Consider the following 15,304-nt stretch of genomic DNA (forward strand, 5'->3'; position numbering starts at 1 on the left):
CTAAAGCAAAACAAGCAGCTTATGTATGAGGTCTATTGTAATTTTCATCCATTTGACTGTATAATTAATTATCACATAGGTCTTATTTTTTGCTATAATTAGTTCAACAATCTTCAGGAGGAAGTAAATGTCTCAACAAAGTGGTAAAGGATTCCTTGAAGAAGATCTGGATATCCACCAACAATACCTTGATATCTTGAATTGCATACCAGATGTAGTTTACTGGATAGATAAGGACTGTATCCTGAATGGTTGTAATCAAAATTTTATCAAGTTGCTGAGTTTAAAAAAAATGAGAGATTTAAAAGGAACTCCTTATGACCAAATGGCTAAACATACTGATTGGTCGGAAAAACGGATTGAAGCCTTCAAATTGGATGATATGAAAGTGCTCTTTTCAGGTGAATCTCAGTGGGATGTAGAAGAAGAGCCTGTGTACAATAAAGATAAAGAAGCAAGCTATTATAAATCTCGTCGAGTGCCATTGTTTGACAAGGAAAATAAAGTATGTGGTTTAGTAGTTGTTTTAACTGATATTACCAGACTAAAAAAAATAGAAGCACAATTACAGCAGCATAATTTAACTGATAATCCAAAACTTACTCCAAGTAAACGAGTGGATGAACCAAAAATATTAATGGTTGAAGACAATTTTATTGCCCAAAAGGTAGAAGAAGCATTACTCAAAGAACTTCAATGTCAAGTTGATATCGCTGACTCTGGAGATAAAGCGCTTCATCTCTTTAATCCAGGTAAATATGATATGGTCTTTATGGATATTGGACTTGAAGACACCTCCGGCTATTTAGTAGCAAAAAAAATTCGCCAAATGGAACAAAATACCAATCATCATGTACCAATTATTGCCTTAACTTCCTATCAAGCTGATGTTGTAAAATATGATGTTGAAGATTATTTTATGGATGGAGTTCTCACAAAACCTTTAACAAGTGAACAAGCAGAGCAGTTAATAAAGCATTTTGTTCGCAATGAAGACATAATGGTTGCAGGCTTAAAATCCGCCAGGAATTGTCAAAAACCATTTTCTTCTTAAATGCTTGGGCATATCTCCAATTTTAAAAGCCAGTCTTTATTTGCAGTGGAGCAGTAAGTTTGCTCAAGCCATATCCTATAGATATTATATAATTAAAGTATGATTCTACTCTGTAAGAAACAGAACATATCCATATTATGATATATGAAAATGCGATTCGCCGAACTCCCCTTGCAATCATATTAACGTTGGAGAAAAAAGTGGCATGGGATCCTGAATACTATATACGTGGAAACTATATTCAAAATGAAATTAATGATGAATTTCTAAAAACAGTTCACTTGGAGTTATCCGGAAATATTTTAGATATAGGTTGTGGTGATGGACATTATACCAATTTATTGGCTCATAAGATTAAACGCGGCCACATTCTGGGTATTGATAGTTCTGCAGAGATGATACGACACGCCAATCAACAATGGACACACAGTGATCTTTCGTTTGAAGTTCATAATATCGAACAATTTTATCAACCTCAATCCTTTGATTTTGTTCTGTCTTTTTGGTGCTTACATTGGACCAATATTAGTCTGTCTTTTCCTAATATTTTTCACTTATTAAAAAATGGTGGGAAAATGTATGGTGTCATGTCTTCTTTTTCTGATCATAGTATTTTGCAAACATGGCAAGAATTGGCTAAACAAAATCTTTATAGCAGTCTGACAAATCAATACATCAATCCACTCAATGAAAAATACTTTTATTCCGTAGTTAATGTCCTGAATCAACTGCCATTTAAAGAAGTAAAACTCAATTTACAAACTATTCGTGTTCATCTTCCTCATATCAATTATTATAAAAATCTGCTTTTAACTATGCCCTTCATAAAAAGAATTCCGTCTGACATAACTGAAGATCTTATTGAAGACATGTTGAATGCGTTTCAAACAATTTGTCAGAGAAAATATGGCGGTCCGTTGTATTATGAAACTCGACCAATATTTTTAGAGGCCATCAAATGATCAAATGCTTTTAGGAGGCAAAATACTGTGAATTTAAATATTGATATTGCTCCTGGCATAAATATACCGATGGTTATTGCAGCATCTGATGATTTAAAGACAAGTCCAACACCCTTATTAAATCTTATCTCTGAATACCATGACAAGATAATCAAACAACTTAACCAATATGGCATCTTAGTGTTCCGCGGATTTGAGTGCCAGGACGCTGACTATTTTTCAAAAGCAATAGAAGTTTGCAATCTAGGAAGCAGATGCACAACAAGCGACTATGATTTACCAAGAACTGTGTTATCAAATGACATTTACACCTCTAGCGAGCTCCCGGCTCATATTCCTTTACCACTTCATCATGAAAAACCCAGATCTAAAAATCCTCCAAACCATATTTACTTTTGCTGTGTTACTCCATCTCAGGAAGGAGGTGGAACAATTTTTGCCAATGCTGAAAAGATATGGATTGATATGCCCCAAAACATTCAGGAAAAAATTATCGAGTATGGTGTTGAGTACAAACAATTCTTTCATGGTCAATCGCTAAAATACCTTCTACTAAAAAAAATACTGGGGACTCATTGTGCTCGAAGTTGGTCCGAGTATTTTGGCACGGAAGATAAGGCTCAAATCGAGCAAAATTTAACTGACAAACAGGTAAAATGGACTTGGATAAATCATGGTAATGATCTGATTATACTAAATAATTTGCCTGGAGCATTAAAACATCCAATAACTAATAAAATTACCTGGTTTAATTCATCGGCTTATTTAAATTATTATTCGAATTTAAACTATGGTGAATTAAAAACCTTGCATTCTTTTAAGTACTGGGCAAGCCGATATCTTATCTTAAAAGATATGCTTCCCATGATATGTCATTACGGCAATGGCCAAGCTTTTTCTTCAAAAGAAATAACAGAAATTAATCAAATTATTCAACGTCATACTCACGTCTTTCATTGGCAAAAAGGAGATTTTATGATCGTGGATAATTTTACTTACATGCATGGCAAACAGCCTCATCTGGGAGAGCGATTATTATATTCATGCATGACGGCTTATTAAAGTTGGTGTATTTTTTGTCCGCTTCCTTACGGTCGCGGCTCGGATTATGGTTCAAGAACTGAGCCGCGACCTGATAAATCCCCACGAAATTTTTAACTTCAATATAATCAAAAACTCTATTCAGCCAGGCATGTCATCCAGAACAGATGTATCTCCACGAAACATAACCGTATCTATTTGATTAAAATAACTACTCCATCTTTTATTCTAATCGAAACCGTTCATGCTGAGGAGGGGCGCAGCGACGTCTCGAAGCATTAGCGACCGAGCCTGATGTGACACTTCGAGACGTCGCTGCGCTCCTCCTCAGTGCGAACGGTTTTTGGATAAATTCATTCTAAAATTCGTGGGGATTTATCAGGCCGAGACCGTGAGGGCTGAGGAAGCGGACAAAAACATGGAAATTTCAATTATTGTCAAGATTCACTTCGTTCAGCATCAATCTCCCCCAATATGTTCATACAAATTCTTGCCAAAATCTAGCTATACTTAAGGTAAATAGACCTTCCAGGTTAATTTGTTTATACTCAAATTCTCTCTCTGTTATGGCTGTTTTTTATTATAAATCTTTACCAAACAAATAATTTTTGATGCATAACAAAGCACTTTCAGGAGTATTGTAAGTGGTAAACGCAAACGTGAAAAACAAAGCAAAAGACCTTTTGAACGAACCCATCGCCATCATTGGAATGAATTGTCAATTCCCGGGAATTGATTCGGATATCGAAGACATTGATACCTTCTACAAGATGTTGGTCAAAGGTCAAACACCAATTAAAGACGTACCTGAAAATCGCTGGAATATTGATGAGTATTATAATGCTGATAGAAAGAAATCCGATAAAATCATTAGCAAAAAGGGAGGCTTTTTAGATAATACCCACTTATTCGATGCGCCCTTTTTTAAAATCTCTTCTGCCGAAGCAAAACAAATAGATCCACAACAACGACTTTTCCTGGAAGTCTCAATCCGCGCTTTAAATCATGCCAACATCTCATTAGATTCATTAAAAGACTCCAATACGGGAGTTTATTGTGGGATTTCTACCCATGAATATAGCCAACTTAATTATAAGGACCGTGTTAAATTTAATGCCTATACCCCTATTGGAATAGCTAACAGTGCTGCAGCAGGCCGACTTTGTCATTTTCTCAATTTAAAAGGTCCCAGCATGGCTGTGGATACCGCATGCTCTTCTTCATTCACAGCCCTGTATCTTGCCGCAATGGCGTTAAGAAATCAGCAATGTGATATGGCAATTGTTGGAGGAGTTCATCTTAGTCTTTGTCCTGAAAGTTTTATCGGCTTAACTAAAGCCAATATGCTATCAGCGACAGGTCAGTGCAGTAGCTTTGATAGTAAAGCGGATGGATTTGTTCGTAGTGAGGGTTGTGGTGTTGTGATTATTAAACGTTTAAGCGACGCTATAAATGACAATGACAAAATTTATGCTCTCATTAAAAGCATGGTAATAAACCAAAATGGCGATGGTACTGGACTAGCTGCGCCTAATATCAATGCGCAAATCGCTATGCATCAGGCAGCATTAGAGCATGCCAATTTGACTCCAGATGAGATTGATTATATCGAGACTCACGGAACTGGTACCACAATAGGTGATCCAGTGGAATTTAACGCGATTCAACACGTACACCAAGGTCATCACTCCAAAAACAAACCACTTATAATAGGTGCATTAAAAAGTAATATAGGCCATACCATTTCATCATCTGGCATCGCGTCTCTAATAAAAGTGCTTTGCTCCTTAAAAAATGAACTCATTCCACCTAATTTACATTATTCAACACCAAACGACTTGATTGACCCCGAGAGTATTCCTGCTCTTTTGCCAGTTAAAGCAATGCCTTTTAAAAAACTGAAAAATAAAAAAAGACAGGTACAGGTTTCCAATTTTAGCTTTACAGGCACCAATGTAAGCGCCATTCTTGAGGAAGCACCTGGTGTTAAAGAGATCCCATTAAGTGCGGATGACTGTGAGGCAAAATGTTTTGTAGTTTCAGCAAATAGTGAGTATTCATTAAGACAAATGATGACAAGATATGAACACTATTTGAACAATACGTCTGCAAGTCTGAGTGATATATGCCATACCTTGATTAATTGTCGTGATCATTACAAATTTCGTTGCGCCATTATCGCAACTGACAAAAAAGAATTAATTAAAACAATTGAATCGAAAGAGTATGAAATAAAAAAAGTGACCTCACACAATGAAGCGAGAACAATACTAACCAACGCCAATCAAATTTATGAAGCTTACATGACAGGAGTCAATGTCAGTAGCGATAGAAAAGATACCTTATATAACAAAATCGATTTACCACTCTATTATTTCGACAGAAAACCCTATTGGCATGAATCCAGAGCGCTAATCGGTAACAGTCATTGGCTTGATTCGTTGTATCACCAATCAACAGAGCAACAGGTTGAAACAATCAAAGCAGAACTCAGTTCCCAAATGAAAGCTCTATTAAAAAAAGAAAATCTGGGGGAACATCAAGATTTGGATGCGTTAGGTTTTACTCCATCATTATTGGAAACCCTTGATCAAATTCTTTATGATTTGTTTTCGCCACGCTATAAAATACCTTCCCTATTATCTTTACGCTATTTAACTATAGACAAACTGGCAAGACATTTACAAAAGATAATCATGCCACCCGCAGTCTACCGACAACCCTCCATTAATGTGCTAAACGTTGAACCAATCGCAATTATAGGTATGAGTTGTCGTTTTCCGAAAGCATCCAATGTTGATGAGTTTTTATCTCTTTTGGAAAACGGTGAAAGTGGAATGATGGATATTCCTTTTGAGCGATGGGACAATGAGAAATATTATGACTCTGATGTCAATGCCTTAGGTAAATTATATATTAAACAACTGGGGTTCATTGATAATGTCAATCATTTTGATGCCGAATTTTTCAATATCAGCCCACGCGAAGCAAAGCTCATGTCCCCCCAGTTGCGTGTTTTCATGGAAACCAGTTATCACGCACTTGAAGACGCCAATCTTGCTCTTGAAGTAGTCAAAGATACCAATACTGGAGTTTTTGTCGGAGTGGGAACCAATGAATATCCTAGAGTATTGGCCTATCAAGGGGTGACTTTAGAAGATCTGAATATTTATTTTGCAACCGGGAATGTTTTAAATGCCTTGGCGGGTCGGGTAGCCTATGCGTTTGATTTTCATGGCCCAATACAAGCGATAGATACCGCATGCTCTTCATCCATGACAGCCATACACAACGCCTGCCTAAGTTTACAATCTGGTGACTGTAATATGGCGCTTGCAGGCGGTGTGAACGTAATACTCAGCCCTGATTCAAATATCACGCTTTCAAAAGCCAGAATGCTATCACCTGATAGTCGCTGTAAAACTTTTAGTGAGGACGCTGATGGGTATGGGCGAAGTGAAGGATGCGGAGTGGTTGTTTTAAAACGCTTGACTGACGCGATTAAAGATAATGACAATATTCTTGCAATAATTAAAGGTTCTTCAATCAATAGCGATGGTAAAAGCGGTGGCTTCACTGTTCCCAATGGTTCTGCACAAGAAGAAGTCATACTTAGCGCGCTTGCCAAAGCACAACTGTCACCAGGCGACATTGATTTTATCGAAGCTCATGGTACCGGCACTCCTTTAGCAGATCCAATCGAGGTAGATACTCTTACTAAAATTTTTAGTGAATACCATAACAAAGAAAAACCTCTATACATCAGCTCGGTAAAAACAAATATAGGACACTCCGAAAGTGCCTCCGGTGTAGCAAGTGTCATTAAAACTGTTTTAAGTCTGAAAACGAAACAAATATTTAAGCATCTGAATTTCAAAAAACTCAACCCTGCAATTCAATTAATCAATACTATCATTCCACTCAACAAAATTGATTGGACCAAGACACAAGGATTAAGAGCTGCTGGAGTTAGTTCATTTGGCTTCAGTGGTGCCAATGCTCATGCAGTAATACAAGAGGCTCCTGACAGGAAAAGGGAAGCGCGTACTCTTCCTGAACAATCTTTACTGGTTTTATCAGCAAAAAGTAAAATTTCTCTGGAGTCATTACTTTCGAGTTATCAAAAATATTTAACGAGTACTCAAGAGGAATTTGCAGATATCTGCTACACAGCCGCAACCTGCCGTAGTCATTTTGTGTATCGTGTTGCAATCAGAGCCAATAGCGCTACCGATGCCGCCAGTATCATAGAAAAAAAAGAATATACGATTTACCATATCAATAAAGAACAGGAATTAGTTCAGCAATCCCAAACTCTCGAAGAAATACAAGCAGCTTATCAAGATGGAGTTATTATAAACTGGTCTGAATTTTATCACTCTATCGGTAGTCATTTTGAAAAAGTGAAATTACCTTTATACGAATTTGAACATATAGAACATTGGTTTGGGGATAAAAACAAGCTGAAAGACGCACCTCTGCCTAAGGATTGGTGTTACCAAATCCAGTGGCAAAATGAGTCATGTGATAAAAACAACCGTAAGCTACGAGATAATAGGTGGCTATTCATAGGACCAAATCACTTGGCCAGTGGTTTTAAAGATCAAGGATTAGAAATTATCCTGGAAGAAAAGGATCGCTCTTTAGATAAACTGGAAGGAATTATTTTTGCTGAGAGTTTAAGCCCAACCTCATCAAAAGATATTGATACCAATATCAACTTTCAAAAAAACACTTTGAAAAAACTATTAAATTTAATCAAAGAGTTAGATAATAAATCCATTCATTTGCAATTAATAGTTCTCACGACTGGTGGGATTGCCGAACTGGCTAATAGCGAACATCCTATCAATATAAGCAATAGCCCACTCATTGGTTTTTGCAAAACACTGGTTTTGGAGCTGCCACAATTTAACACCATCCTCATTGATCTGGACAACACCGATGATAATAGTTTTTCAACACAAGTGATTGAGGAAATCAATTACAACCATGGTTCACACTACGAACATATCATCGCCTATCGTAATGGAAAAAGACTGGTTTCTCGCTTGAAAAGAACTCCTTTGGAAGACAGAAGAAGATTCCTGCAAGGCATCAAAGGACGCTATCTTATTACTGGCGGTTGTGGTGGCTTAGGGATGGTAACCGCACAATCCTTGCTTTCATCAGGCGCAAGAGATTTAATACTGACATCAAGAAACGTCGATAAGCCCAGGATAAAAGATTCAATCAAAAAAATTAAGTCCAATTACCCTGGATCGAATATTCAAATTGTTAGTTTGGATGTTACCGATAAAGAAAGTCTACGCAATTTATTATTAGACCTTAATTCCGATGGTTTATTAAAAGGCATCATTCACGCGGCAGGTGCTGCCATTAAAGCCCCTTTGCTTGAGCACCAGGATGAAGACGTTGATTATTTGTTTTCAGCCAAAGTCAAAGGTGGTTGGTATTTGCATGAACTGAGTCTGGACTGTGATCTGGACTTCTTCGTTGTCTATTCTTCAGTTTCCTCAGTATTCGGAAGTAATAAGGAATCAGTTTATAGTGCAACAAACAGTTTTTTGGATGCTTTGATTGCAGAACGCCAATCTTTGGGTCTACCAGGCACATCTGTTCAATGGGGACCTTGGGGTGAAGTAGGCATGGCACAAAAACGTTCTCGTGATGAAGGTCTAAAGCAAGCTTTAATCAGCAATGCACAAGGCCACGTATTGATTAAAATTCTCATCAATGACGAATTCAGGTATGCCAACATCATTTCTCCCGAATACCTCAAATTCATGCTGGATTTTGTTCCAAAACCACTGCCTGCTTTTTATCAACAACTTGACAATGATCTGAGTATCGTCACACATCAAAATACTCCAGCGAAAAATCTTTCTCCCTGGCAAAATGAATACCTTGAAATTACTGAAGAGAAACGATTTAAAACCTGCAAAGAGATGGTATCCGATATCTGCAGAGGAATCCTTGAGCTATCAGAAAATGAAGATTTAAATGAAGAGGAAGGTTTTTTTGAGCTTGGTTTTGATTCACTGATGATCACTGAATTGGCAAGTGAGCTAAAGAAAAAATTGGAGCCTTTCCTTAAAGTAACAGTGACTATTGGTTTTAACTATCCGTCAATCAGTAAATTGGCAAAATACATTGAAACTGAACTTGATAAAAATTTAATTAAAGCACAAGCTCCTAAAGCCTCCCCTAAACTAATAGATGATTCCATAGCTATTATTGGAATGAGCTGCTCACTACCTGGCGCTCCAGATATTACCGCCTTTGAAAAATTGCTGAGTGATGGATTAAGTGGTATTAAAGATATTCCAATCGAACGGTGGGACAATAACCAATATTATGATCCTGATATGGAGGCACCAGGAAAATCCTACGTCACCAAGCTGGGATTAATAGACAATATCAAATGTTTTGATGCGGCTTTTTTTGGTATTAGCCCGCGAGAAGCAAAATTGATGGAACCCCAGCAACGAGTATTCCTGGAGTGCTCTTATAAAGCATTGGAAAACGCCAACTACCCTTTCGAGTCTTTACGGGGCAGTTTAACCGGCGTATTTGCTGGTGTAGGTCCAAATGAATACTATGCGCAATTGGAAAAATCAGGATTTTCAAATGAAGAACTAAGTGCGTATTCAATCACTGGTAATGTGCTAAACCTAATCCCAGGACGAGTTGCTTATACTTTTGATTTTAAAGGACCATCCATCAGCGTTGACACAGCCTGTTCTTCATCGTTAGTTGCTATTCATTATGCTTGCCAAAGTTTAAAAAACCGAGAAATTGATTATGCCCTTGCAGGTGGTGTCAATATCTTACTAATGCCTGAATCCAATGTTACTTTGTGCAAGGCAAAAGCATTATCTCCAGATGGTCAATGCAAAACCTTTGATGAAAAAGCGGACGGATACGTCAGAGGTGAAGGTTGCGGTGTGATATTTCTTAAAAGACTCTCTGATGCATTACGGGATAACGATAACATCCTGGCTATCATCAAAGCTTCTGCAGTTAATAACGATGGTAAAACGGCTGGATTAACTGTGCCAAATGGTAAAAGCCAGGAAGAAGTGATGAAAAAAGCATTGAGTCAGACTGATCTATCAAGTACTGACATCAGTTATATAGAAGCCCATGGAACAGGAACACCTTTAGGTGATCCCATAGAGGTAGATGCCATCAATAAAGTTTACGGAAATCAACGCAGCAAAGACAATCTCCTTTATCTAGGTACCGTTAAAACGAATATTGGGCATTTGGAGAGTGCTTCAGGCGTAGCTGGCGTAATTAAAACGGTTATTAGCTTGCAAAAGAAAACAATCTATAGAAATTTGAATTTTAATCAATTAAACCCCAATATCAAACTGGATAACTCTCGTATTGCTTTGGAAAAAACAGAATGGAAAACCGATTCACAACTCAAATACGCAGGCGTCAATGCCTTTGGCTTTAGTGGAACCAATGCACATATCATCCTTGCCGAATTCCCTAAAGCAGAAACACCAAAAAGACCAAAACCTTCTCAAAAATCTTTACTGGTTATCTCAGCCAATTCTAAAACTGCTTTGGACAATTTAGCTAGCCAATACCAACAGTATTTGAATACAACCCAACATGATTTTGGTGATGTATGCTTTACTGCCGCCACTTGCCGGGAACATTATGAACATCGCCTGGCCTTGACTGCTGAAAGTACAGCTGAAGCCAGCCGTTTGCTAAATTCAGGCCAGTTTGCATTATCTCATAGTGCCAATATCACACTTGATTTACAAAATGACAGTGCACTTAATACATTACTGATGGATTATCTGCAAGGCAAACAAGTCAATTGGAAATCCTATTATCAATCGCTCAAGAGTGAATTTACAAAAGTTCCATTGCCTAATTACAGTTTTGATCGTAGTGAATATTGGCTAGATAAAAAAAGCAATACCGTGGTTCGTTCAGGCGAAAATCACCCTTTATTAGGATCTATGCTTACCATGCCAGGGGATGAATATCTGTTTAATCATAAACTGGATTTGGAGAATTTAACTTATATCAAACAACATAGGGTTTTTGAAAAAATGGTTTTTCCTGCCACAGCCTATATTGAATCAGGCCTGGCAGCAGCAAAATCTATATTCAAAAGCAGCACATTTCGAATTGAAAAATTTAATATTGTACGTCCCCTATATCCTAAACAAGACCAGGATTTTCAATTACAAGTCAAACCCAAAAATGAAGAACAATACAAAATAAACTGGTTTGCCAGACAAGAAAACAGTTGGCAAATGTTCGTTGAAATGGAAATTCATTCAAACCCCATATCAGTCCGAGAATCTATCAATATCGAAGCGCTAAAATCCTCCTTTGCAAGCAAAGCAGATCTCTCGGAAATTTACCGCCAATTTCAAGAAAGATCCTTATTTTATGGTGATGAGTTCCATGTTCTTCAAGAGGGTTATGTTGAATCAGACAGTGTTCTCGCTAAAGTATCATTAACTAAAGCAAGTCAAGGACAGGGGTATTATTATCACCCTGTTTTACTTGATGGGGCCATACAAAGCATTCTGTTGCTCAGTGCAAAAACCAACGATAACACCTCCGGTTTCAATGCTGAAAATACCACTTATATACCCTATGCTTTTGCCCGTATGTCCACTTTTCAAGAAGCACCGCGAAGTATATGGGTACACTTAACGAAACAAAACGCTGGGAACATCAATGATCTTTGTATTGACCTAAAATTATACGATAATTCTGGTTTATTAATTGCTCAAATTGAAGATCTTAAATTAAGAAAGGTGTCTCGAAGCCATTTTATCTCCTACGAGAGTACATTAAACCATCTTTATTCCACTGAATGGCAGCCTGTGAATTTAAAGACCTTATCTCAACAAGAAATTCCTGATCTCTTGGTTATTGCAAAAAACAGAACCAAGGTAAAAAAAATACTGGGCCATCTCCATCATCAACAGGTTGAAAACATCGATCAATTAGAGAATATTGAGAATAACAACATAATATTTCTCTATGAACAAGGACAATTTAACGATTTATTCCACTGCTGCCAGTTATTGTTCAAATTATGCCCTAAAAGCTTTGTACTGGTTACTGAAAATGCCTATGGGATTCAAAGCCAAGATCAGGTAAACCCCTACCACACAATGGCTTGTTCTTTTTGGAAAAGTTTTAGAAACGAGCATGAACTCAATAAAAATTATACGATCGATTTGGGTTCAAACAGCACTTTGGAAAAAGCCCTGATGTATTTGTTTAATACGAATACCAATGAGGCTCAATTAGCAGTTAGGGACTCACTTTACATCCCGAGATTAAAGAAAAAGCAATTAAACCCCACTTCTCAACATCAAGGGGCATTGATAGATAGTAATGCAAGCTATCTCATTACAGGTGGTACAGGAGGCCTAGCCCAACCATTAATTGAATACCTCATTCGACGAGGTGCTAAACATATTATTATTACCAGCCGATCCAAATGTCCTGGCGAGACTGAAACATTAATTGAAAATGCCAGACAAAAACAGGTTCATATTAAGCATTACATAGCCGATGCCGGAAATTACCAGAAAATGGAGCGTATTATTGGAGAAATACAACAGAACTCCAAACCATTGAAGGGTGTATTTCATCTAGCAGGTTTGATACAAGATGGACTTATTCTCAATTTGAATGATGAAGCAATGCAGCAAGTGATAAGTGCCAAAACAGATAGTGCTCTAATCCTACATCAATTAACCAAAAATATTCCATTGGACCTGTTTGTTATGTTTTCATCTACTGCATCCTTGTTAGGTGCCAGAGGACAAGCAAACTACGCAGCAGCTAATGGATTCTTAGATGGTTTAGCTCATCTCAGACATCAACAGGGCTCACCGGCAATTGCTATTAATTGGGGTCCGTTCCAAACCATTGGGATGACGTCCAAACTGACCCAAAATATACAGCATTATGGCTTTATACCGTTAGACAAAGACAGCATCGATATACTTGATGTGTTACTGGGAAGTAATCTGCCTCAAATTTCACCTTGCCCCATGAATTGGGATCTCTATTACAAGCATACACCGAAGCAAATAGGGTTATCTGGACTGATCAAAGCGAAGCCATTACCCGATCACTCTTTTTTAAATACTCTTAGACAACATACCAAAGAAGAAGGTATTGCACTCTTATCACAAGCTTTACGTGAGATTACAGCTGATGTGTTGGAATTGGATGATATCGAACAAATCTCGGTAAACGATGATTTGTTTGCAATGGGAATGGACTCTCTTATGTCTATGGATATCAGAAACCGTATTCATGACAAATTGCAATGTCAGACTCTAAGCTTACCTATTGAGTATTTTATTAATGCCCCTACTATCGACAGAATTGCTCAATACATTTCTCATGAATTAAAACATATTTTTGATAGTACCTCTGAGAATCCCATTTCTGAAAGTTTAGAGGAAGGTGAAATTGCTTTATGTGATTTTCAGTATGTATTCTGGGTTCTCAATAAGCTGGATTACAACTTTAATATCGGCATACAGGTGCAATTACATGGTCAACTCAATAGATATTATGTCCAAAAAGCTTTTGATTTTGTTGTGACGCAAAACAGTGTTTTCTGGATTTATTTTAACAAGAATAAACCCACTCAAAAATTAAACAAGACAGGCCAATTCGAGTTAATCTATCGAGACATTTCCCTAAATCATGAAACCAATGCACTTAACAAGGAATTCCAAAACAATATATTACGCACTATTCCACTAACCAAACAACCCTTGATTAGAGTTCATCTTTATAAAATTAATAATGACTTACATGAATTACACATAATAATACCCCATATTATTGTTGATGATGCTTCGTGCGAAATGGTTTTTTGTCAATTTAAAAACAATTATGAAAAACTCTCTCTCGGCAAGCAGTTAGTAAAAAATCCTACTAAGAACTTATATTTTAACTATGTAAAACAAAATAATAATCATTATCAAAAGAATCTGAAAAATAAAATCGAATTTTGGCAAAACTACAATAAAGACTTTAAAATGCTGAGTTTTGACGACTTCTATCATTTATCTGATACCACACAACAGTCAAAACATTTGTTTCATTACACAATTGATCCCCAAAATGCCGAACAATTTATAAATTGGCATAAAGCCAAGAATATTAATGTCAGCACAGGGCTAATTACCGCATGCCAAATTGTTTTATACAAGCTAAGCCAGCAAAACAAAATACCAATTATTTTGATTCATAGTGGAAGAGAAGGCGGTGAATATAAATCCACTATAGGCTTGTTCTCAGAATATAAAAGGATAAACATTACCTTAAATAAAAATACTCAATTCATTGATTGCATTAATTCAATTGAAGAACAACTAGTAAAAACAGCCCCTTATCAAAAATGCTCGCATCTCATCAAAGACAGCGGCTTAAAAGGTTCAAATCTGTCTTTTGGTCAGTATTTGACTTTGGCGTTGAATAAAGTACTTTTGCTTAAGCATTTTAAAGAAAGCAAGCTCCATTCACTCATTATTGACTACTATCTAAAGTACTTAAGTCGTTTAGTATCCTTTAAAAAACGTATTTCAATGAAACATAAGCTAAATCAATTATTTAAATTGGGCATATCACTACAAAAACCAGAAAGATTGAGGGTACTCATTAGTGTGACGCCCAGTTTCTTTTCAAAAGGGCTTCCTGATATGCATTTCGCAAATATTGATTATACCTACCCTAACCATTTTGCTTGCATGGATAGACCAATAGGAAATCGAACTCTCTGGCTCTACTTCTCTAAGAATCAGTACGGCGAATATCAAATTTCTATTAATGCCCCCTTAACAACAGAATGTAAAGATGAGATAGGAAAAGGATTGAACCAATTTATTGCTGCATTTGTGGATAATAATAATTTGAACATTACTGAATTAATTCAAATAATGGAAGAAACCTCCATGAAACCTTTTGCATAGCCTGAGTGAATTGGAGCCTAACACCGACGACAACAAAGCAGACTGCTTTCGATGGTATATTATGGAAGAATGTTGAGCCAATAGGTCTGAGATATCCTCACTTTTTAAAATGGCTTAAAATGTAGACCTCGACGTATCCTCTCATAAATTAACTACACACAGCTCAGGAGAATTTATCCCCCTAATTTTGGTGGGGTCGTCCCTGAATTTAGCGCATCTTAATGTGCTTGCGAGCTTAGAAGTATTAATAATTTATG

The 15,304-nt window shown here is 36.9% G+C and carries 4 protein-coding genes; all 4 read left to right on the forward strand.

Annotation, left to right across the window (positions count from 1 at the left end; genetic code table 11):
* Positions 1–127: 127 nt before the first annotated feature.
* The 4 genes from ACZ5EK_RS11115 (at position 128) to ACZ5EK_RS11130 (ending at position 15,047) form a co-directional block, all read left to right on the forward strand.
* Positions 128–1,054 (forward strand): response regulator, encoded by a 927-nt coding sequence (locus ACZ5EK_RS11115; protein ID WP_464429627.1) that lies wholly within the window; start codon positions 128–130, stop codon positions 1,052–1,054.
* A 200-nt stretch (positions 1,055–1,254) separates the two neighbouring features.
* A complete protein-coding gene (locus ACZ5EK_RS11120; RefSeq protein ID WP_464429628.1) occupies positions 1,255–2,016 on the forward strand; it encodes a class I SAM-dependent methyltransferase in 762 nt (253 codons plus the stop codon).
* Positions 2,017–2,043: 27 nt separating this feature from the next.
* On the forward strand, positions 2,044–3,078 hold the full coding sequence (locus ACZ5EK_RS11125) for a TauD/TfdA family dioxygenase (protein WP_464429629.1): 1,035 nt from the start codon (positions 2,044–2,046) through the stop codon (positions 3,076–3,078).
* Positions 3,079–3,701: 623 nt separating this feature from the next.
* Entirely contained in the window at positions 3,702–15,047 is an 11,346-nt protein-coding gene (locus ACZ5EK_RS11130) for an SDR family NAD(P)-dependent oxidoreductase (protein ID WP_464429630.1), read from the forward strand.
* Positions 15,048–15,304 lie beyond the last annotated feature (257 nt).

The sequence above is a fragment of the Legionella sp. JM-2024 genome, assembly GCF_055389095.1.

Bases quoted from the DNA above. Each gene is read 5' to 3' on its own strand.
- ACZ5EK_RS11115 (WP_464429627.1), top strand. From the start codon at position 128: ATGTCTCAACAAAGTGGTAAAGGATTCCTTGAAGAAGATCTGGATATC.